Source organism: Streptomyces sp. NPDC052043, assembly GCF_044548235.1.
Lineage (GTDB): Bacteria > Actinomycetota > Actinomycetes > Streptomycetales > Streptomycetaceae > Streptomyces.
Map to the genome: position 1 here is coordinate 13,840 of NZ_JBIUBT010000006.1, position 21,727 is coordinate 35,566.

Genomic DNA, 21,727 nt, shown 5'->3' on the forward strand with positions numbered 1-21,727 from the left:
GCCACGAACGTCCCGGCGGCCCCGGCGACCGCCGCCGCCCCTGCCGGCCCGGGCGACGCTAGGGGCGCACCGGCCTCATCGGTCGCGCGAAACGGTCACCGAACCGGTCAGTGAACCAGTCACTGGGCGGGTTCCTCCGCCGAGTCTCGAGCCGGTTCCTGGGCGGGCTCGATGAACCCCTGTTCCACCAGCAGCCGGATCTGGGCCGGTGTGCGGTCGCGCAGGAGAAGCGGGTTCTCGCCCATCAGCTGGGCGATGGCGTCCAGAATGCGGCCGGCGCTCAGCGTGCCGTCGCAGACACCGGCGAAGCCGGCGCCCACCGTGTCCACCGCGGTGGCCCGGCGCATCCCGCGGTTCTGGCGCAGCACGACGTGCTCGGGGTCCTCGGCGCCCGGCAGCCCGACCTGCTCCTGGACCACCTCGCGCACCAGCCGGAAGTGACCGTCGAGCAGGGCCGCGTCGTCGTGGTCCCGCAGGTAGTCGACGCGGGCGAAGTGCGCCCGGACGGTGTCGCCGAGCGGCTGCTCCACCGGGTGCGGCCACTCCTCCACGGTGATCGACGAGGTCGCGGATCCCGTCCTGCGCAGGGTGATCCAGCCGAAGCCCACGGCCCTGACCTTGCGCGCCTCGAACTCCTCCAGCCAGGCGTCGTACCGCGCCTGGTACTCCGCGGCGTCACCGCGGTGGTCGCCCGCGTCCCTCAGCCACAGCTCGGCGTACTGCGTGACGTCCTGCACCTCGCGCTGCACGATCCACGCGTCGCACCCGCGGGGCACCCATGACCTGAGCCTGTCCTGCCAGTCCTCCCCCTCGACGTGCTGCCAGTTGGCGAGGAACTGCGCGAACCCGCCCTCGTTCAGCCGCTCCCCCGCCTGCTGGACGAGCGTGCGGCACAGATCGTCCCCGCCCATCCCGCCGTCGCGGTACGTCAGCCGGGCGGCCGGGGAGATCACGAAGGGCGGGTTCGACACGATCAGGTCGAAGCGCTCGTCGTCGTGGACCGGCTCGAACAGCGAGCCCTGGCGCAGATCGGCGGCCCGCGCGCCGGACAGCGCGAGGGTCAGGGCGGTGATCTGCAGCGCGCGCGGGTTGACGTCGGTGGCGGTCACGCGCGTGGCGTGCCGGCCGGCGTGCAGCGCCTGGATGCCGGAGCCGGTGCCGAGGTCGAGCGCGGAGCCGACCGGCGTGCGGACCGTGATGCCGGCCAGGGTCGTGGAGGCGCCGCCGACACCGAGGACGACACCCTCGTCGCGGCCGTCGGTCCCGTCCGCCTGCCGCCCGTCGTCGTCCCGCCGGCGGGCGCCGGCGCGCACACCTCCCGCTCCACCGACCGCGCAGCCCAGGTCGGACACGATGAACCAGTCCTCGCCGTCGAGTCCGCCGTAGGGCCGGACGTCCACGGTCGCGGCGACCTCGTCCGCGCCGACGCGCACCAGCCAGCCGGTCTCCAGGCACGCCTCGACGGGCAGGGCGCCCGCCACGCGCGCGTAGGGCACCGGCTGCTGGAGCAGGAACAGCCGGACCAGCAGTTCCAGTGGCGTGTCGCCACGCGTGGCCCGGAGCGCGGGCACGGTCTCGCTGCGCGCCAGCGCCGCGTACGCGGGCGCGCCGAGCAGTTCGAGCAGTCCGTCGGCGGTGAAGGAGGCGCCGAGCAGGGCGTCCCGGAGCCGGGCGGCGACGTCCGGTCGGTCGGAGGCAGGCAGTGCGGGCAGGCTGGTGTCACTCACGCCCCCATTGTGTCGGCTCACTCCGACAGCGCACACGCGCGTGTACCCGCGTGTGTCCGCGTGGGTCAGCCGCTCGCCGCCGGAGACGAGGCCGAGCCGGACGGGGTGGCGGGGGCGGAGGCGGACTTGCAGCTCGGCTGCTGGGCCATCGCCCGGCCGACGTCGCCCTCCTCGAGGTTCTTCAACGCGTCGTTCCCGGTCCGGCTCAGCTTGTCCAGCCGGGTGGCGATGTCCTTGAGCCCGTCGGCGAACTTGGCCTGGTCCTTGGTGTCGAGCTTGTCCACCTGCTCGTTCAGGGAGGTGTACGAGGCCGCGAGACCGTTGAGCTCCTTGACCGCGTCCTGCTGCTTCTTCTTGCCGTTGTCGACCTCGGGCGCGCCGGCGGTCTTCACGGCCAGGCCGATCGCCTTGTAGGCGTCGGCCATGTCCTGGAAGGCCTGCGCGTCGGTCTTCTGGACCTGGGCCGGGGCGCTGTTGTCCGAGGTCTCCTTCTGGATGGCGGTGTTGGCGGCCTCGATCTTCTTCGCCTGCGGCTGCACCGCGTCGCACACCTGCTTGGCCCAGGTGTTCAGCGCGTCGTTCTTGCTGTCGGCAGCGCTGCTGGTGCAGCCCGTCAGTGCCAGTACGAGTACCGCACCGCCGGACAGTGCGGCCGCGAGCTTCTTGTTCACCGGATGGGTCCCTTCCATGGCTCTCGGCCCCGGAACATACACGTCGCGCACGCCACACTCGGGAGTCAGTAGCCCCTTGTGTGGTGTTTTGCGGCCATTTGCACCAAGCGAGAGAAGGCTCACGGGCATCCGCACACGCGGCGGGCGGGCGACGCGTCGTACGCGCCGCCCGCCCGTTTCCTGAGCCGTGCCCGGGATGAGACCGCCTACGAGACCACCGCGGGATCGGCCGGCTTGGACACCCGCTCGGCGTTGTCGTCGTCGTCGCCCACGGCGATACCGCGCCGCTTGGAGACGTAGACCGCGCCGACGATCACGGCCAGCGACAGCACCGCGACCACGATCCGCACACCGAGACTCTTGTCGGCGCCGTAGGAGAACTTGATGACCGCGGGCGCGATGAGCAGCGACACCAGGTTCATCACCTTCAGCAGCGGGTTGATCGCGGGTCCTGCGGTGTCCTTGAAGGGATCGCCCACCGTGTCCCCGATCACCGTGGCCTCGTGGGCCTCGCTGCCCTTGCCGCCGTGGTTGCCGTCCTCGACCAGCTTCTTGGCGTTGTCCCAGGCACCACCGGAGTTGGCGAGGAACACCGCCATCAGCGTGCCCGCGCCGATCGCGCCCGCGAGATACGCGCCGAGCGCACCGACGCCGAGCGTGAACCCGATGAAGATGGGCGCCATGACGGCGAGCAGCCCGGGTGTGGCGAGCTCGCGCAGGGCGTCCTTGGTGCAGATGTCGACGACCTTGCCGTACTCCGGCTTCTCGCTGAAGTCCATGATCCCGGGCTTCTCACGGAACTGCCGGCGCACCTCGAACACCACCGCACCCGCCGACCGGGACACCGCGTTGATCGCCAGCCCCGAGAAGAGGAAGACGACCGCCGCGCCGGCGATGAGGCCGACCAGGTTGTTGGGCTGCGAGATGTCCATGATCAGGGTCATCGGCGCACCCGAACCGGTCAGTCTCTCCCCGACGTCGCGCGCGCCGGTGGTGATGGCGTCCCGGTACGACCCGAAGAGCGCCGACGCCGCGAGGACGGCGGTGGCGATGGCGATGCCCTTGGTGATGGCCTTGGTGGTGTTGCCCACCGCGTCCAGGTTGGTGAGCACCTGCGCGCCCGCGCCCTCGACGTCGCCCGACATCTCGGCGATGCCCTGGGCGTTGTCGGAGACCGGGCCGAAGGTGTCCATGGCGACGATCACGCCGACCGTGGTGAGCAGCCCGGTGCCGGCCAGCGCCACCGCGAACAGCGCGAGCATGATCGACGTACCGCCGAGCAGGAAGGCCCCGTACACGCTGAGGCCGATCAGCAGGGCGGTGTAGACCGCGGACTCCAGGCCCACGGAGACACCGGCGAGGACGACGGTGGCCGGACCGGTGAGCGAGGTCTTGCCGATGTCCCTGACCGGACGCCGGGTGGTCTCGGTGAAGTAGCCGGTCAGCTGCTGGATCACGGCGGCCAGCAGGATGCCGATCCCGACCGCGACCAGGGCGAGGATCCGCGGGTCGCCGTCCTTGCCCCTGATCGCCGCGTCGGTGACGCCGGTGAGACCGGCGTACGACGACGGCAGGTAGACGAAGACGGCGACCGCGACCAGGGCGAGTGAGATCACCGCGGAGATGAAGAAGCCGCGGTTGATGGCGCTCATGCCGCTGCGATCGGCCCGGCGCGGCGCCACCGCGAAGATCCCGATCATCGCGGTGATCACGCCGATGGCCGGTACCAGCAGCGGGAAGGCGAGCCCGTCGTTGCCGAAGGCCGCCTTGCCGAGGATCAGCGCGGCGACCAGCGTGACGGCGTAGGACTCGAAGAGGTCGGCCGCCATGCCCGCGCAGTCGCCGACGTTGTCGCCCACGTTGTCGGCGATGGTCGCGGCATTGCGCGGATCGTCCTCCGGAATGCCCTGCTCGACCTTGCCGACCAGGTCGGCGCCGACGTCGGCGGCCTTGGTGAAGATGCCGCCGCCCACACGCATGAACATCGCGATCAGCGCGGCACCGAGGCCGAAGCCCTCCAGCACCTTCGGCGCGTCGGCCGCGTACACCAGCACCACACAGGAGGCGCCGAGCAGGCCGAGCCCCACCGTGAACATGCCGACGACGCCGCCGGTGCGAAAAGCGATCTTCATGGCCTTGTGCGAGACAGCGGTGAGATCCTTTTCCGGCTCACCCTCCGAGGGGGTCGCCTCCCGGGCCGCCGCGGCGACACGTACATTGCTGCGCACGGCGAGCCACATGCCGATATAGCCGGTGGCCGCCGAGAAGGCGGCGCCGATCAGGAAGAACACCGATCGTCCGGCGCGCTGATTCCAGTCGTCCGCGGGCAGCAGCATGAGCAGGAAGAACACGACCACGGCGAATACGCCGAGGGTGCGCAGCTGACGGCCCAGATAGGCGTTCGCGCCTTCCTGGACCGCTTCCGCGATCTTCTTCATGCTGCTGGTGCCCTCGCCCGCCGCGAGCACTTGGCGCACCAGGACGCCTGCGACCACGAGCGCGGCCAGCGCGACGGCCCCGATGACCGCCACGATGATCCGATTGTCGTTGGTCAGCACTGCAGCTGCGAAGGTTGTGGGGTGGCCCAACTGATGAGGGGTAGAAAGCCCCGCCATTCGTCCTCCTTGACGCTTGGGCTGAGCTCAAGATGTGGACGGATTGTAGGTAGCGGAACCTGATCAAAACAGAGCGCGGCAAACCGAATTGCCCTTCACCTGCTCTTCAGCAAATGATCGCCGTCACGCCACGGAACCCGAAAGGGGTAATGGTTCAAAACCATTGACCCTCGATCAATGCTTGATCAAATGATCTGCCGACCGGGTCGTGAATTCGTTCACGAAACCAAATCTACCTGGTGGGAACGTCGGCGCAACAAGAAGGGCCCTGCGGAGCAGGGCCCTCATGTGTTGCGCCGAACGGGTGGAGTACGTCAGGGAAGCGCCACGACTGGCGGTGTGGTCGGCCAGGTCATCTTGATCAACCCGCCGTGCTCCCCTGCCGAGACCTCCACGTCGTCGACGAGACCGCTGATGACCGCGAGGCCCATCTGGTCCTCCTCGGCCTCCGCCTCGTCCGCCGCGCCCGGGGCGTCCCCGGTGTGGTACGGCGCGTGCCGGGCCTCGTCGCCGACCTCGATGGAGAACTGCTTCTCCTCCTCGGTCAGCATCACCTTCACCGGTGCCGAGATCCCGCCATTGCGATGCAGTCCCACCGCCCGGGAACAGGCCTCGCCGACGGCGAGTCTGACCTCGTCGAGGACGGCCTCGTCCACTCCGGCCCTGCGCGCCACCGCTGCCGCCACCAGACGGGCGGTCCTGACGTGCTCGGGCAGCGCGCTGAAGCGGAGTTCGACGGTGGCCATGCATCCCCCTCGGAGCTACGGGCGTGCTGTCGAGGGACCGGGCCGCCGAAATGCCCGGCCCCCCGTTGGGACTCTGCCGCCCCGGTCACCGGCCCGGGGCCGGCGGTCAGTCTGTGGCCGACACCGCTTCGTCGACCGATGTGTGGATCGGGAACACCTTGGTGAGACCGGTGATACGGAAGATCTTGAGAATGCGCTCCTGGTTGCACACCAGGCGCAGCGAGCCTTCATGGGCGCGCACTCGCTTCAGACCGCCGACCAGTACGCCGAGCCCGGTGGAGTCGAGGAAGTCCACGCCCTCCATGTCGACGACGAGGTGGAAATTCCCGTCGTTCACCAGCTCGACCAGCTGCTCGCGCAGCTTGGGCGCGGTATATACGTCGATTTCGCCACCGACCTCGACGACCGTACGATCGCCGACGGTACGGGTCGACAGGGACAGGTCCACGGATCCTCCAGCACCTTGCTATCGAGCGGTCGCCCCTCGGGACACCTCGGCTTGAAGCCCCCGGGACGGTTCGCCAGCCGCGATGGCATTCAATCACTTACCGGCAGGCGTGCACGACGCCTTGGTCTCATTGTCCTGCACGTCGGTGACAGACTCGGTGCCGATGGCCAAGAATCACCGACCCGACCGATCCCCGGCCGCCCCCGCAACCCGCCTGGCGCCGGGCGCGGTTCTCGACCGGCTCGCCGCGGGGCAGAGCAGGGCTGCGCGCATCACTCATACGGAGCACTTGCCCCCGCGGGCGGGGCGCCATGCCGTCTGGCCCGACCGGATTCGGCCGGAGGTGATCGCGGCGGTCCAGGAGTGCGGGATCGAGCACCCGTGGGCGCACCAGGCGCGCGCCGCGGAGCACGCCCTGGACGGCGACTCCGTCGTCGTCGCCACGGGTACCGCGTCCGGCAAGTCGCTGGCCTATCTCGTCCCGGTGCTCTCGACGTTGCTGGACGGCTCCGAGGCGCCCAACGGCCGCGGCGCCACCGCCCTGTACCTGGCCCCCACCAAGGCCCTCGCGGCCGACCAGTGCCGTGCGGTGAAGGAACTCGCCCGGCCGCTGGGCAAGGCCGTGCGCCCCGCGGTGTACGACGGCGACACCCCGCCCGAGGAACGCGAGTGGATCCGCCAGTACGCCAACCACGTCCTGACCAACCCCGACATGCTGCACCGCGGGATCCTGCCCTCGCACCCGCGCTGGTCCTCCTTCCTGCGGGCCCTGAAGTACGTGGTCGTCGACGAGTGCCACACCTACCGGGGCGTCTTCGGCTCCCATGTCGCCCAGGTGCTGCGCCGCCTGCGCCGGCTGTGCGCGCGCTACGGCGCCTCTCCCGTCTTCCTGCTGGCCTCGGCGACCGCCGCGGAGCCCGCGGTCGCCGCCCGCCGCCTCACCGGCGTGCCCGTGGTGGAGGTGGCCGACGACGCCTCGCCCCGTGGTGAACTGGTGTTCGCCCTCTGGGAGCCCCCGCTGACCGAGCTGCGCGGCGAGCGGGGCGCGCCCGTCCGGCGTACCGCCACCGCCGAGACGGCGGACCTGCTGACCGACCTCACCCTCCAGGGAGTGCGCTCGGTCGCCTTCGTACGGTCCCGGCGCGGCGCCGAGCTGATCTCGGTGATCGCCCAGGAGCGGCTGGCCGAGATCGACCGGCCGCTGTCCCGGCGCGTCGCGGCCTACCGGGGCGGCTATCTGCCCGAGGAGCGCCGTGCCCTGGAGCGCGCCCTGCACTCCGGCGAGCTTCTGGGCCTGGCCGCCACGACCGCCCTGGAACTGGGCGTGGACGTGTCCGGCCTGGACGCCGTCCTGATCGCCGGATACCCGGGCACCCGCGCCTCCCTGTGGCAGCAGGCGGGCCGCGCGGGGCGCTCCGGCCAGGGCGCCCTGGCGGTGCTGGTCGCCCGCGACGACCCGCTGGACACCTTCCTCGTCCACCATCCCGAGGCCCTGTTCGACCAGCCGGTCGAGTCCACGGTCCTCGACCCGGACAACCCCTACGTCCTCGCCCCGCACCTGTGCGCGGCCGCCGCCGAGCTGCCGCTCACCGAGGAGGACACCGAACTGTTCGGCCCGGCCTGCGCGGAGCTGCTGCCGCAGCTGGAGGCCGCGAAATTGCTGCGCCGCCGGACGAAGGCCTGGCACTGGACCCGCCGGGAGCGGGCCGCGGACCTCACCGACATCCGCGGCGAGGGCGGACGGCCGGTGCAGATCGTCGAGGCCGGCACCGGCCGGCTGCTCGGCACGGTCGACGCGGGCGCCGCGCACACGACGGTGCACGAGGGCGCGGTCCATCTGCACCAGGGCCGTACGTACCTGGTGCGCTCCCTCGACCTGGACGACTCGGTCGCCCTGGTCGAGGAGGCCGCCCCGCCGTACACGACGGCCGCCCGCGACACCACGTCCATCTCCGTCCTGGAGACGGACGTCGAGGTGCCCTGGGGCGACGGCCGTCTGTGCTACGGCTCCGTCGAGGTCACCCACCAGGTGGTCTCCTTCCTGCGCCGGCGTGTCATCACGGGTGAGGTGCTCGGCGAGACGAAACTCGACCTCCCTCCTCGTACGCTGCGCACCCGCGCGGTGTGGTGGACGGTCACCGAGGACCAGCTCGACGAGGCCCGGATCAACCCGGAGATCCTCGGCGGCGCCCTGCACGCCGCCGAGCACGCGTCGATCGGCATGCTGCCCCTGTTCGCGACCTGTGACCGCTGGGACATCGGCGGCGTGTCCGTCCCGCTGCACCCCGACACGCTGCTGCCCACGGTCTTCGTCCACGACGGCCATCCGGGTGGCGCGGGCTTCGCCGAGCGCGCCTTCCACACCGCACGCGCCTGGCTCTCCGCCACCCGCGAGGCCATCGCCTCCTGCGAGTGCGACTCCGGCTGCCCGTCCTGCATCCAGTCCCCCAAGTGCGGCAACGGCAACGACCCGCTGCACAAGAGGGGCGCCGTGCGTCTGCTGACGGTGCTGCTGAAGGCGGCCCCGGAGGAGAAGGAGGCGGAGGCTGACGCGGAAGGGGACACGGCAGGGGACACGGAAGGGGAAGCGGCGTTGGAGGCTTAGCCCGCACGGGTGAAAGGTGCCGGTGCCATGGACCCCGCGGAGGAGCTGGGCCCCGCTGTGGATCCCGCCGGGGTCGCCGGTCCCGCTCTCGCCCTCACCTTCGCGGTGAAGGGCCCCCGTTCCACCGCCGCCGTGACGTCCGAGGTGTCGCCCACGATCGCGCACTGGACGAGCCGGGTGCCGTGTGCCCGGGCCACCTCGTCCGCCCGGGCACAGGCCGCGTCGCCGCCCTCGGCCCAGTGGCCCGCCGCCGCCAGCGCCGCGAGGTCGGCGGCCCCGGCCGCGCGATGACGGTCGACCACCGCCTGCCCCAGGGCGAGACCGATGCCGAACACCACGCAGAGCAGGGCGATCGCCCCGACGCTCCACACGGTGGCGGAACCCCGGTCCGAGGGACGGCGTCCGCCACGTCCGCCACCGATGGGCCGGCGAAAGCCGCGGAAGCCCGAGACGCGGCGCCTCATGTCCCCGCCCCGCGCCTCATGCTCCCGCCGCCACCTCATGTCTCCGTCCCCCGCCCCATGCTCCCGCCACCGTTCATGTCCCCGTCCCCGGCTGTGCGCGCGTCCCGACCGTGTCCTCCGCCTCCGCGACGGCTTCCTCCCTCAGCCGGAAGGGCAGTACGCCCAGCCCCGGCGGGTCGGCCTCGACGACCACGTGCACGTGGTCTCCCCGGCGGGTCACCGTGACCTTCGCCCCGTGCGGTGCCACATCCCGGGTCACCCGGGTGACCGCGCCGTCCGGGTCCTGGCGGGCGGCGGCCCGGGCCCCCGCCCGAGCCGCGTCCACGCACTGGATCTGCGCGAGCACGACCAGCAGGACCCAGACCAGCGTCGTCACCACCAGCACCAGCACGGGCAGGACCGTGGCGGCCTCCGCCGTCACGAACCCCGCGTCGGCGCCTTCCCGTCCGGCCCGGTGCGCCCGTGCCCGTTCACATCCGCGCACTGAGCGCTCGCTTCACGATGTCCTGCAACTCCGTCTTGACCTGGCCGCTCGTCACCACCTCGTAGAGCAGCACGGCGAACGCCACCGCTGCGATGATCCCCATCGCGTACTCCGACGTCACCATTCCCGCGTCCCTGCGCGCCAGAGCACGCAGCCGTGCCCGCACCTTCCCGTACATCTCAACCCCCGTGAGGTCTTGGTCTGTTGGTTGTGGTCCATTGGTTGTGGCCCGTTGGTTGTGGCCTGTTGGTTGTGGTCCGTTGGTTGTCGACCCGCTGCTCCTGCGTCCGATCCGGCGCCGTCAGCCACCCCCTCCGCCCAGTACTCCGCCCGCGAGGCCGATCAGCACCGGCAGCACGCCCACCGCGACGAAGGCGGGCAGGAAGCACAGCCCCACCGGCGCGGTGACCAGCACGGCGGCCCTGCGTGCCCGGGCCGTCGCGGTGCGCGCCCGGTCGGCGCGGACGTCGGCTGCGAGCCGGGCGACCGGTCCGGCGGCGGGAAGGCCCGACTGGTCGGCGCGTTCCAGCAGCCGGGCCAGGGCCCCGGCCCCCGGTATCGAGGCGAGTCCGCGCCAGGCGTCGGACGGCTGCCCGCCGAGCCGGACCTGAGCGGCGCCCCGGGCCAGTGCGTCTCCGACGGGGCCGCCCAGGGCCTCCCCGACGGCCTGGGCGGCGATCACCGGACCGGCACCGGCCGCGATGCAGGCCGCCAGCAGGTCGGCCGCGAGCGGAAGTTGACGGGCGGCCTCGGCCGTGTCGGACTCCGCTTCGGGACGGCTCGGTGTCCGCCGCCGCCACTGCCACATCCCGGCCGCGCCGGCCAGCCCGAGCGCGAGCCCTCCGAGCCCGCCGACCAGCACCCACCCGGCCCCGGCCACACCCACCGCCGGCAGCCACCGCCGCACGGCACCCGCCGCCCGGATCCGTGAGCGCGAGCGCCACGCCTCCCGCGGTGCCCGCTCCGTCCCCAGCACCGCTGCCGTCCGCCGCCGAGCGCTCCGCTCCCGGCCCATCGCCTCCAGCCGTCCCGCCGACAGCCACAGGAGCACCGCCACCCCCGCGGCCATCCCCACCCTGTGGACAACGTCGTCCGCGCTCACATCGCCTCCGCCGTTCGCACGATCCGCAGGGCCCACCACAGCCCCGCGCCCTCCAGCACGCCACCGACGACCAGGCAGCCCAGTCCCGCTCCCGTGTGCAGCAGCACCCGCAGGGGGTCGGCCCCCATGGCGGTGCCCAGCAGCAGTCCGAGGACCGGCAGGCCGGCGAGCATGACGGCCGTGGCCCTGGCCCCCGCCAACTGGGCTCGCAGATCGGCGCGTTGGTCGCGCTCCGCCCGCAGCGCCCCTTCGAGCCGGTCCAGCCCGGCCGCCAGGCCCGCGCCCTGGTCCACGGCCACCCGCCAGCAGGCCGCGAGGCCGCGCAGGCCCTCGGCGCCCGGCTGCCGGGCCGCCGCGGCGAGCGCGGCGGGCACGTCACCGCCGAACCGGGCCGCGGCCAGCGCCGCTGCCTGGGCGTCGCCGAGCCCGCCCGAGTCCCGCGCGGCGCACAGCAGCGCCTCGCCCGGCTGCCGCCCGGCCCGGACCTCTCCGGCGAGCGCCCCGCACAGGGCGATCACCGCGTCCGCCCGCCGTTCCCGCCGTCGGCGTGCCGCCCGGGCGAGCCGGGTGCGGCGCAGCAGCGGCACCCCGACCGCCCCCGCGACGACCGGCAGCACCGAGGCGCCCAGCACCGCGAGCACCATCCCGGCGGCCGGCACCCAGTACTCGGCACGCAACCGCCCCCGCGCCCGGGCCAGTCCGCGAAGGACCCGGTCCGGGAGTGGTCCTCCCGTGCCCTGCGGTCCGCCGCCGGCGAGCAACGACCGTGCCCGCCGTGCCGCAGAGTGCCGGCCGCCCAGCAGCCACACGGCCGCCCCGGCACACACCGCGCCCACGGCCGCGCAGGCCGAGCCCGAGAACCCTTCATCCATCGCGGTCGTCACCGTCCCTCCCGCTCTCCCCCCGGAGCAGGCTCCGCAGCCGCTCCCACCCCCGTTCCGCCCGGAACGCCTCCGCGCCCCAGCGCAGCGCCGGCACGGTCCGCACCAGTCCCGACGCGTCCCGCTCCAGCACCCGCACCTCGGCGATCCGCCGCCGCCCGGAGCGGTCCCGCACGAGGTGCAGCACCACCGACAGCGCGGCCGCCAACTGGCTGTGCAGCGCCGCCCGGTCGAGCCCGGCGGCGGTGCCCAGCGCCTCCAGCCGGGCCGGGACGTCCGCCGCCGCGTTGGCGTGCACCGTGCCGCAGCCGCCTTCGTGGCCGGTGTTCAGCGCGGCCAGCAGATGGACCACCTCCCCGCCGCGCACCTCGCCCACGACCAGCCGGTCCGGCCGCATTCGCAGGGCCTGCCGCACCAGGTCCTCGAGGGTGACCAGGCCCGCGCCCTCCTGGTTGGCGGGCCTCGCCTCCAGGCGGACGACGTGCGGATGGTCGGGGCGCAGCTCCGCGGAGTCCTCGGCGAGGACGATCCGCTCGCCGGGCCCGGCCAGCCCGAGCAGCGCGCTGAGCAGCGTGGTCTTGCCGGTTCCTGTTCCCCCGCTGATCAGGAAGGACAGCCGGGCCTCGATCAGCGCCCGCAGCACGCGGTCCCCGCCGGGCGGCACCGTGCCCGCCGCGACCAGTTCCTCCAGGGTGAACGCGCGCGGCCGTACGACCCGCAGGGACAGGCAGGTGCAGCCGACGGCGACGGGAGGCAGCACCGCGTGCAGCCGGGTGCCGTCGGGCAGCCGGGCGTCGACCCAGGGCCGGGCGTCGTCCAGCCGGCGGCCGGCCACGGCGGCCAGGCGCTGCGCGAGGCGCCGTACGGCCGCCGCGTCGGGGAAGGCGACCGCGGCGCGCTCCAGTCCGCCGCCCCGGTCCACCCACACCCGGTCCGGGGCCGATACGAGGACGTCGGTCACCGACGGGTCGGCCAGCAACGGCTCCAGCGGTCCGCTGCCGATCAGCTCGGAGCGCAACTGCTCGGCCGCGCCGAGCACTTCGGCGTCCCCGAGCACACGGCCCTGTTCGCGCAGGGCCTGCGCGACCCGCGCCGGCGTCGGCTCGGACCCACTCTCGGCGAGCCACCGCCGTACGCCGTCCAGCAACTCGGCGGGCATCCGGGGCCCGTTGGGGGGCGCGGGTTCGCGGAGCGCGTCCGCCGATGCCGCGCGCCGGTCCGTCCGCAGGTGTTCGGCGACCGTCCTCATGCGGCGGCCGCCTCGATCAGGGCCCGCTCCCAGAACGCGGTGCAGAAGCGGGCGAGCGGTCCGCGCGCCACCGCGCCGGGCGGGGTCCTGCCCTCGCCGGGGGGCCGCAGCGCCGACTCCACGGGCACCTCGCCCGCCAGTGGCAGACCGAGCAGGCGGGCCACCTCGCGGTCGTCGAGCCCGGGCGCGTACGGCCCCCGGACCGCCGCCCGCAGATCGCGCAGGACCATGCCGACCGCGGAGGCCACCCGTGCCGCGGCCGCCACGGCACGCAGTTCGGCGGGGACCACGAGCAGGCCGAGGTCGATCTGGGCGAGCGCTTCGGCGCCCCCCTCGTCGACGCGGCGGGGCAGGTCGACCACCACGGCGCCGCCCCGCCGCCGGGCAGCTGCCAGCACCGCCCGGACGGCCTGCGGCGGGACGGCCACGCAGTCGCCGCGGTCCCAGCTGAGCACGCGCAGCGAGTGCAGTTCGGGCAGCGACTCCTCCAGCGCGCCGCCGCCGACTCTCCCGCGGGAGGCGGCGAACGCCGGCCAGCGCAGCCCCTCGGCCGTCTCCCCGCCCAGCAGGACGTCGAGGCCGCCGCCCAGTGGGTCGGCGTCCACGAGCAGGGTGCGCAGGCCCTGCCGAGCAGAGGTGACGGCGAGCGCGCAGGCCAGCGTGGACGCGCCCGCTCCGCCGCGGCCGCCGATGACGCCCACGGTGAGGGCGGGACGGCCGACGCCCTCGGCGACGTCGGCGATCCGGTCGACCAGCCACTGCTCGCCGTCGGGCAGCACCAGCACGTGGTCGGCGCCGATCTCGATGGCGCGCCGCCAGATGCCGGAGTCGTCCTGGTCGCGGCCGACCAGCACCACTCCGCGCCGGCGCACTGCCCCGCGCACCCGCCGGGCGGCGTCGTCGCCGACCAGCACCAGCGGCGCCGCCTCCCAGCCGCCTCCGCGCTCGGGCAGGCCGTGATGGACCTCGGGTGTGGCGCCCGCCGCCGCGCACAGGCGCAGCAGGTCGTCGAGGAGTGCGGCGTCCTCGGTGACGATCAACGGTCTGCCCTGGAGCCCTCCGGCATCGGGCGGTGGATCGTGTGTGACGGTTCCGGCCACGGGTCGAACCCCCTTCGCTGCTTCTTGCGCGCGGCCCGTGCGGCCCCGCGAATCCCGAACGTGGGAAGTACCGGCGAGCGGTCTTCCTTTGGGCGGCCGATACGAACCGGCCGCGCGCGCCCGGACAATCGGAACCGGCCATGAACTCGCCGGAAGCGGTGCGCGCAGGAATCACGGTGCAGTGATCCGGAAAATCGTGTGGATCTTGGTCAAAAACTGTGGACGACTCGATGGCTGTGAATATCGCCATCACCCATACCGGTGACCCGTGTACTGGTTCCCGTACGACTTCCACAGAGCAGCGCCACGACTACGCACCGTGACAGATCAGGGAAAGTGCCCGCATCCCGCGCGGCGCGGCCGATCCGGCTCGGCACCCACGGACGGAGGGGGAAAAACCCACCCGGACATGCGACGACCCCCGCCGGGGGGGAGAGCGGGGGTCGTCTCCACGGCCGACTCGGGGGGGGAGGAGTCGGACCGGGTTGGCACGGTCGCGAACGATCCGTGACTTCCATGGTGTACCCGAGAGCCTTCTCAGGCAAACCCACGCGCCCACCTTACGCCGAATGGGCTGCCCCTATGCTCAGGAGCGTGGAAAACCACTCCTTGCCCCGCACAGCGGCCTTCTTCGATCTGGACAAGACGGTCATTGCGAAGTCGAGCACGCTCACCTTCAGCAAGTCCTTCTACCAAGGTGGACTGATCAACCGCAGGGCCGTGATGCGGACGGCGTACGCCCAGTTCGTCTTCCTCGCCGGCGGCGCCGACCACGACCAGATGGAGCGCATGCGCGAGTACCTGTCCGCGCTGTGCCGCGGCTGGAACGTGCGGCAGGTCAAGGAGATCGTCGCCGAAACGCTGCACGACCTGATCGACCCGATCATCTACGACGAGGCCGCGTCCCTCATCGAGGAGCACCACACCGCGGGCCGCGACGTGGTCATCGTGTCCACGTCGGGCGCGGAGGTGGTCGAGCCGATCGGCGAACTCCTGGGCGCGGACCGCGTGGTGGCCACCCGGATGGTGGTGGGGGAGGACGGCTGCTTCACCGGCGAGGTGGAGTACTACGCCTACGGCCCGACCAAGGCGGAGGCGATCCGCGAGCTGGCCGAGTCCGAGGGGTACGACCTCAGCCGCTGCTACGCCTACAGCGACTCGGTGACCGACCTGCCGATGCTGGAGTCGGTCGGGCATCCGCACGCCGTGAACCCCGACCGGGCGCTGCGCCGGGAGGCCGTCGCGCGCGCGTGGCCGGTTCTCGACTTCCACCGGCCGGTGCGACTCAAGCAGCGGCTGCCCGCCTTCTCCGTACCGCCGCGTCCGGCTCTGGTCGCGGCGGCTGCCATAGGCGCGGCGGCGGCCACCGCGGGGCTCGTCTGGTACACGACCCGGCGCCGGAACGCGGTTGGCTGATCCGCCTTTCGGCCACCTGATCCGTCACTCGGCCGCCGGAAAATCCCGCGTGGCCCTTATGCGCCCGTTCCGCTCCTGTTTGAACCGGAAAGTAAAGAAGTGCAGCCGGGGGTTCCGCTTAGTCCCCCGCTTGCAGTACAAAGGACTCGACGGCCCGCGAGACCGAAGGACATCCGAAAGGATCACCTTTAGAGCGCAATTGGCCCCACGGACCGAGTATGAACACTGAGCACCCACGCGACGTCGACCCGTCGATTACGGGCCAGCCGCACCAGGTGACGGGCAAAGATCCCCACCTGATGGGCAACATATCGAGGACGCTTGGTAACTCGGTGCTCATGCCAGCGGCGGTACGAGTTCTCGTACCGCCGCAACCCTGTGTCCGGGCCCGTCACGCCGCCCCGCGCTGAAGCGCCTCGCACACCGCCGTGGACTCGCGCGCCCCCAGCTCCACCGCCCTGGCGCAGTGGGCGATCCAGGCCGCCACGCCCTCCGGAGTGCCCGAGACATAGCCGTCGAGGGCGGCCAGGTAGGCGGCGCGACCCAGTTCGGCGTGGCCGACCTCGGCGGGGCAGACCGACTTGGGGTCGAGGCCGCTGCCGACCAGGACGATGCGCTCGGCCGCCCGGGCGACCAGTCCGTTGTGGGAGACGAAGGGGCGCAGCGCCAGAAGCTCACCGTGCACCACGGCCGCGATCACCAGGGCGGGCGCGGAGCTCCCGGCGATGACCAGGTCCGACAGGCCCTCCAGGCGCCCGGAGACCTCCTCGGCGCTCGGCGGCGGCAGCTCGATCAGCGGCTCCGCGACTCCCTCACCCTCCTGGCGCGGCCGTCCGACGGCGTCCTCGCGGCCCGCGGCGGCCACCAGGTGCAGCCGGGCCAGCACCCGCAGGGGCGACTGCCTCCAGATGGACAGCAGTTGACCGGCCTCGGCGGTCAACCTCAGGGCGGCGCCCGTCACCCGCGCCTCGTCGTCGCCGCTGAAGTCGGAACGCCGGCGCACCTCCTCCAGGGCCCAGTCCGCACCGGACAGGGCCGCGGAGCCGCGGGCGCCGCGCAGCGCCGCCTCGGAGGTGACCTCGTTGCTCCGGCGCCGCATGACCCGGTGCCCGTACACCCGGTCCACGGCCTTGCGCACGGACTCCACGGACTCGGCCACACCGGGCAGCACGCCCAGGGCCGCGAGGGGGTCCGCCCCGCTCGAGCTCTCTCGGGAGCCCGGGGGAGGTTCGGCGGTCGCGCCTGTCGTACTCATGAGTACGACCCTACGGGGCCGGGCACTCCGCCCCACGAAGGAGTGGTCTTCTTCACGCACACCTCCACTCTCAGCGATCGGGACGCTACGCTTCGTGAACATGAAAATTGCTTTCGTCGGGAAGGGCGGCAGCGGCAAGACCACTCTGTCCTCCCTGTTCATCCGCCATCTCGCGGCCACCGGCGCGCCCGTCGTCGCGATCGACGCCGACATCAACCAGCATCTGGGGGCCGCGCTCGGCCTGGAGGAGGCGCAGGCCGCCGAGCTGCCGGCGATGGGCGACCGGCTGCCGCTGATCAAGGACTACCTGCGCGGCACCAACCCGCGCATCACCTCCGCCGAGACCATGATCAAGACGACCCCGCCGGGCGAGGGATCGCGCCTGCTGCGCCTGCGCGAGCACAACCCGCTCTACGACGCCTGCGCGCATCCGGTGGAACTCGACGGCGGCGCCGTGCGTTTGATGGTCACCGGCCCCTTCACGGACGCCGACCTGGGGGTCGCCTGCTACCACTCCAAGACCGGGGCGGTGGAGCTGTTCCTGAACCACCTGGTGGACGGCCGCGACGAGTACGCCGTGGTCGACATGACGGCAGGCTCGGACTCCTTCGCCTCCGGCATGTTCACCCGCTTCGACATCACGTTCCTCGTCGCCGAGCCGACCCGGAAGGGGGTCTCCGTCTACCGCCAGTACAAGGAGTACGCCCGCGACTACGGAGTCACCCTGCGCGTCGTCGGCAACAAGGTGCAGGGCCAGGACGACCTCGACTTCCTGCGCACCGAGGTCGGGGACGACCTGCTGGTGACCGTCGGGCACTCCGACTGGGTGCGCGCCATGGAGAAGGGCCGGCCGCCCCGGTTCGCGTTCCTGGAGGACGCCAACCGCCGCGCCCTGCGCCTGCTCCAGGTGGCCGCCGACGCCACGTACGAGCTGCGCGACTGGGACCGCTACACCCGTCAGATGGCGCACTTCCACCTGAAGAACGCCGCCTCGTGGGGTAACGAACGGACCGGCGCCGACCTCGCGGCCCAGATCGACCCCGGCTTCGCCCTCGGCGAGGGCGTCACCGCTCCGGCATAGGCACCGCCACCGCCGGAGCCCCGCCACAGCGCGAAGTCCCGGCACGCCCGGAACCCCGCCGCGCCCGGAGTCCCGCTACGCCCCGGGCGCCCCGGGAGCGCCCTTGGGAGCCGGGGCCGGGCGAGCCGGCAGGAAGGACGCCCAGCCCTGCTTCGGGGCCTCACCGACCCGGAGTGTCCGCAGCTCGGCGAGGGTCCCCGGGCTCTGGGCGTCCAGCCAGTCGGCCAGCTGGCGGAAGGAGACACAGCGCACTGCGGGCTTGTTGCACACCTCCTTCACGACGTCCTCGACGGCGCGCATGTAGGTGCCGCCGTTCCAGGACTCGAAGTGGTTGCCGATCACCAGCGGGGCGCGGTTGCCGTCGTAGGCCCGGTGGAAGCCCTTGAGCAGTCCGTCGCGCATCTGCTCGCCCCAGGAGTCGAACTGGGCGGGGTCCCCCTGGGTCCGTGTGCCGGACTGGTCGCCCATGAAGCGGTAGTCCGTGGTCAGCTGCTCGGAGGTGTGCCCGGGGAAGGGCACCAGCTGCATCGACAGGTCCCACAGGCCGTCCCTCTTCCCGGGCCACACCTGGTTGTTGACACCGCTGCTGTCGTAGCGGAAGCCCAGCTCGCTGCCCGCCTTGACGAAGTTGTTCCGACCCTCCAGGCACGGGGTGCGGCCGCCGATGAGTTCCTTGTCGTAGTCGAAGGGCAGCGAAGCGGCGTTGTTCAGGCCGGCGTTGGTCCTCCAGGTCTTCACGAACTGCTTGGCCTGGGCGATCTCGCTCTTCCACTCCTCGACCGACCACTTCCCGGCCCCGCCGTCGGGACCGCAGAAGTGACCGTTGAGGTGGGTGCCGATCTCATGGCCCTCCAGCCACGCCAGACGCACCTGCTCGACCGTGTCGGCGATGCCCCGGGCGTCGTTGAAGCCGATGTCGGAGCTGCCCGCGGCGTGCCGCGGCGGGCGGTACAGGTCCCGCTTCTCCCGCGGGAGCAGGTGCACTCCGCTGAGGAAGAAGGTCATGGTCGCGTTGTTGGCCTTGGCGACCTCGCGGAAGTGGGAGAACAGCCTCTGGCCGTCCTCCCCCGCCCCGTCCCAGGAGAACACGACGAACTGCGGTGGTTTCTCACCGGCCTTGAGCCGTTCCGGCCTGGGCAGGTGCGGCTGCGCCCCGGTGTACGCGGTGGACCCGTCGCCGATCAGGCGGACGAGACTCCCGGGCAGCTGCGGTCCCTTCTGCGGGGCGCCGGGCGCGCCCTGCCTCGGCGCCTCGGGGCCGCTCGCGCAACCGCCGAGCGACGAGGCGCAGACCGCGGCCACGGCGACTCCCACGGCGATCCTCCGGGTGGCGGCCATGTTCCGCCCACCTTCTTCCTTCTCTCGTCCCACGCCGGGACGGCGTGTGCCGGCGATGTGCCGGACGGCCGACAGCGCCGTCAAGATCGCACGGACAGGAGAAGGAATTAGCATGACAAGCCGACAGAAGGCCCACTTCACTCAACGAGGTGACGCACTGCCCCGTTCACGACTCGGCGACCCGCGCCCCGTGGGAGGTGACGGCACCTTTTCTCACAGTGCGCGACACCGCGAACACTCTGAGTGAGAAAGTGCTCCAGGAATGAACCTCCCGGGATCGCCGTGCGTGACCCGTGGATGAGCGGGTGTCAGGATGGGAGGGGTTGACCGACACCCTGGGCCCCTCGGAGAATCGGGCGCATTGAATGGTCTAAACCACTGGGACGGTGTGCGACGATGGCAGACAACGAGCGTTCTTCACTCTCCAACCTCCTGAAGGAGGAACGACGTTTCGCGCCGCCCGCCGACCTGGCCGCGAACGCCAACGTCACGGAGGACGCGTACGAGCAGGCCAAGGCCGACAGGCTCGGCTTCTGGGCGGAGCAGGCCCGCCGGCTGACCTGGGCCCAGGAGCCGACGGAGACGCTCGACTGGTCGAACCCGCCGTTCGCCAAGTGGTTCAAGGACGGCACGCTCAACGTCGCGTACAACTGCGTCGACCGGCATGTGGAGGCCGGGCACGGCGACCGCGTCGCGATCCACTTCGAGGGTGAGCCGGGCGACCACCGCGCCATCACCTACGCCGAGCTCAAGGACGAGGTCTCCAGGGCCGCGAACGCGCTGCTCGAACTCGGTGTCCGGACGGGCGACCGGGTCGCGATCTACATGCCGATGATCCCGGAGACCGCGGTCGCGATGCTGGCCTGCGCGAGGATCGGCGCCACGCACTCGGTGGTCTTCGGCGGCTTCTCCGCGGACGCGCTCGCGACCCGCATCCAGGACGCCGACGCCAGGGTCGTGATCACCGCCGACGGCGGTTACCGGCGCGGCAAGCCGTCCGCGCTCAAGCCGGCCGTCGACGAGGCGGTCGAGCGCGTGGACAACGTCGACCACGTACTCGTGGTCCGCCGCACCGGCCAGGAGGTCGCCTGGACCGAGGGCCGGGACCTGTGGTGGCACGAAGTCGTCGACCGGCAGTCCGCCGAGCACACCCCGGAGGCGTTCGAGGCGGAGCACCCGCTGTTCATCCTCTACACCTCGGGCACGACGGGGAAGCCGAAGGGCATCCTGCACACCTCCGGCGGCTACCTCACGCAGGCGTCGTACACGCACTGGGCGGTCTTCGACCTCAAGCCGGAGACCGACGTGTTCTGGTGCACGGCCGATGTCGGCTGGGTCACCGGCCACTCGTACATCGTGTACGGACCGCTGGCCAACGGCGCCACGCAGGTGATGTACGAGGGCACGCCGGACACCCCGCACCAGGGCCGCTTCTGGGAGATCGTGCAGAAGCACGGCGTGACGATCCTCTACACGGCGCCGACCGCGATCCGTACGTTCATGAAGTGGGGCGACGACATCCCCGCGAAGTTCGACCTGTCCTCCCTGCGCGTCCTCGGCTCGGTCGGCGAGCCGATCAACCCCGAGGCGTGGATCTGGTACCGCAAGAACATCGGCGGCGACCGCACCCCGGTCGTCGACACCTGGTGGCAGACGGAGACCGGCGCCATGATGATCTCCCCGCTGCCGGGTGTGGCCGACGCCAAGCCCGGCTCGGCCCAGCGGCCGCTGCCCGGCATCTCGGCGACCGTGGTGGACGACGAGGCGAACGAGGTGTCCAACGGCGGCGGTGGCTACCTGGTGCTCACCGAGCCGTGGCCGTCGATGCTGCGCACCATCTGGGGCGACGACCAGCGGTTCATCGACACCTACTGGTCGCGGTTCGAGGGCCGGTACTTCGCCGGCGACGGTGCCAAGAAGGACGACGACGGCGACATCTGGCTGCTCGGCCGCGTGGACGACGTGATGCTCGTGTCCGGGCACAACATCTCCACCACCGAGGTCGAGTCGGCCCTCGTCTCCCACCCGTCGGTCGCCGAGGCGGCCGTGGTCGGCGCCGCGGACGAGACCACCGGACAGGCGATCGTCGCCTTCGTGATCCTGCGCGGCACGGTCACGGAGACCGAGACCCTGGCCGGCGAGTTGCGCGACCATGTCGGCTCGACGCTCGGCCCGATCGCCAAGCCCAAGCGGATCCTGCCGGTGGCGGAGCTGCCGAAGACCCGCTCCGGGAAGATCATGCGGCGCCTGCTGCGTGACGTGGCGGAGAACCGGCAGCTCGGAGACGTCACGACGCTGACCGACTCCACCGTCATGCACCTCATCCAGGCCAAGCTCCCCACGTCGCCCAACGAGGACTGATCGGCCAACGCCCCAAGCCGGGCAGGGGACTGAGCAACGCGTCAAGGGGCACTCGGCGGAACATGCGCCGGGTGCCCCTTCCGCACCCCGGGAAGGCGGCCCCGAAGACGCCGGACCGTACGACCCGCCTTGGGTAAGGTAGGCGGGACAACACAACAGGAGACCCTCAGGTGCGCCGGGAAGT

General features: G+C 72.2%; 18 protein-coding genes. 4 read left to right on the top strand and 14 right to left on the bottom strand.

Features of this window, described 5'->3' with window-relative positions:
• Nucleotides 1–119: 119 nt before the first annotated feature.
• From ACIHCX_RS16905 to bldG, 5 genes are all read right to left on the bottom strand, one after another.
• Nucleotides 120–1,727 carry a methyltransferase gene (locus tag ACIHCX_RS16905; RefSeq protein ID WP_400030025.1) on the bottom strand — a complete coding sequence of 536 codons (1,608 nt, stop codon included), beginning with the start codon at nt 1,725–1,727 and terminating at the stop codon, nt 120–122.
• A 65-nt stretch (nt 1,728–1,792) separates the two neighbouring features.
• Nucleotides 1,793–2,416 (bottom strand): small secreted protein, encoded by a 624-nt coding sequence (locus ACIHCX_RS16910; RefSeq protein WP_400030027.1) that lies wholly within the window; start codon nt 2,414–2,416, stop codon nt 1,793–1,795.
• A gap of 188 nt (nt 2,417–2,604) precedes the next feature.
• On the bottom strand, nt 2,605–5,013 hold the full coding sequence (locus ACIHCX_RS16915; protein WP_400030029.1) for a sodium-translocating pyrophosphatase: 2,409 nt from the start codon (nt 5,011–5,013) through the stop codon (nt 2,605–2,607).
• 314 nt (nt 5,014–5,327) lie between these two features.
• Nucleotides 5,328–5,759, bottom strand: coding sequence for an ATP-binding protein (locus tag ACIHCX_RS16920; protein ID WP_400030031.1), 432 nt, complete (start codon nt 5,757–5,759; stop codon nt 5,328–5,330).
• 106 nt (nt 5,760–5,865) lie between these two features.
• Nucleotides 5,866–6,207: an anti-sigma factor antagonist BldG gene (gene bldG, locus ACIHCX_RS16925; protein WP_121787637.1), complete on the bottom strand. Its 342-nt coding sequence runs from the start codon at nt 6,205–6,207 to the stop codon at nt 5,866–5,868.
• 82 nt (nt 6,208–6,289) lie between these two features.
• Here bldG and ACIHCX_RS16930 point away from each other — a divergent pair, with 82 nt between their 5' ends.
• Nucleotides 6,290–8,812 carry a DEAD/DEAH box helicase gene (locus ACIHCX_RS16930; protein ID WP_400030033.1) on the top strand — a complete coding sequence of 841 codons (2,523 nt, stop codon included), beginning with the start codon at nt 6,290–6,292 and terminating at the stop codon, nt 8,810–8,812.
• On the opposite strand, the gene ACIHCX_RS16935 is transcribed toward ACIHCX_RS16930, so the two are convergent.
• The 7 genes from ACIHCX_RS16935 to ssd all read right to left on the bottom strand — a co-directional run bounded on the left by ACIHCX_RS16935 (nt 8,809) and on the right by ssd (nt 14,092).
• A complete protein-coding gene (locus tag ACIHCX_RS16935; protein ID WP_400030035.1) occupies nt 8,809–9,276 on the bottom strand; it encodes an Rv3654c family TadE-like protein in 468 nt (155 codons plus the stop codon). The genes ACIHCX_RS16930 and ACIHCX_RS16935 overlap by 4 nt on opposite strands.
• A gap of 73 nt (nt 9,277–9,349) precedes the next feature.
• The gene (locus tag ACIHCX_RS16940; protein WP_400030037.1) at nt 9,350–9,760 is read right to left on the bottom strand and encodes a TadE family type IV pilus minor pilin; all 411 of its coding nucleotides are present in this window, start codon (nt 9,758–9,760) and stop codon (nt 9,350–9,352) included.
• A complete protein-coding gene (locus ACIHCX_RS16945; protein ID WP_400030039.1) occupies nt 9,747–9,938 on the bottom strand; it encodes a DUF4244 domain-containing protein in 192 nt (63 codons plus the stop codon). The genes ACIHCX_RS16940 and ACIHCX_RS16945 overlap by 14 nt, the downstream gene beginning before the upstream one ends.
• A gap of 123 nt (nt 9,939–10,061) precedes the next feature.
• The gene (locus ACIHCX_RS16950) at nt 10,062–10,829 is read right to left on the bottom strand and encodes a type II secretion system F family protein (RefSeq protein WP_400030788.1); all 768 of its coding nucleotides are present in this window, start codon (nt 10,827–10,829) and stop codon (nt 10,062–10,064) included.
• Between the two features lie 29 nt (nt 10,830–10,858).
• Entirely contained in the window at nt 10,859–11,734 is an 876-nt protein-coding gene (locus ACIHCX_RS16955) for a type II secretion system F family protein (protein WP_400030041.1), read from the bottom strand.
• Complete coding sequence (locus ACIHCX_RS16960; RefSeq protein WP_400030790.1) at nt 11,727–12,902, bottom strand: TadA family conjugal transfer-associated ATPase; 1,176 nt, start codon at nt 12,900–12,902, stop codon at nt 11,727–11,729. The genes ACIHCX_RS16955 and ACIHCX_RS16960 overlap by 8 nt, the downstream gene beginning before the upstream one ends.
• An 86-nt stretch (nt 12,903–12,988) precedes the next feature.
• A complete protein-coding gene (ssd, locus tag ACIHCX_RS16965; protein WP_400030043.1) occupies nt 12,989–14,092 on the bottom strand; it encodes a septum site-determining protein Ssd in 1,104 nt (367 codons plus the stop codon).
• 582 nt (nt 14,093–14,674) lie between these two features.
• On the opposite strand from ssd, the gene ACIHCX_RS16970 reads away from it, so the two are divergent.
• On the top strand, nt 14,675–15,508 hold the full coding sequence (locus ACIHCX_RS16970; protein WP_400030045.1) for an HAD family hydrolase: 834 nt from the start codon (nt 14,675–14,677) through the stop codon (nt 15,506–15,508).
• Nucleotides 15,509–15,899: 391 nt separating this feature from the next.
• Here the strand turns inward: ACIHCX_RS16970 and ACIHCX_RS16975 are convergent, their stop codons facing one another.
• Nucleotides 15,900–16,763, bottom strand: a complete 864-nt coding sequence (locus ACIHCX_RS16975; RefSeq protein WP_400030047.1) for an oxidoreductase — start codon at nt 16,761–16,763, stop codon at nt 15,900–15,902.
• Nucleotides 16,764–16,863: 100 nt separating this feature from the next.
• Between ACIHCX_RS16975 and ACIHCX_RS16980 the strand changes: the two genes are divergently transcribed.
• Complete coding sequence (locus tag ACIHCX_RS16980) at nt 16,864–17,844, top strand: ATP-binding protein (protein ID WP_400030049.1); 981 nt, start codon at nt 16,864–16,866, stop codon at nt 17,842–17,844.
• Between the two features lie 75 nt (nt 17,845–17,919).
• On the opposite strand, the gene ACIHCX_RS16985 is transcribed toward ACIHCX_RS16980, so the two are convergent.
• Nucleotides 17,920–19,182, bottom strand: a complete 1,263-nt coding sequence (locus ACIHCX_RS16985; RefSeq protein ID WP_400030051.1) for a hypothetical protein — start codon at nt 19,180–19,182, stop codon at nt 17,920–17,922.
• A 396-nt stretch (nt 19,183–19,578) separates the two neighbouring features.
• Here ACIHCX_RS16985 and acs point away from each other — a divergent pair, with 396 nt between their 5' ends.
• Nucleotides 19,579–21,543, top strand: a complete 1,965-nt coding sequence (gene acs, locus ACIHCX_RS16990) for an acetate--CoA ligase (protein ID WP_400030053.1) — start codon at nt 19,579–19,581, stop codon at nt 21,541–21,543.
• Nucleotides 21,544–21,727: the final 184 nt, after the last annotated feature.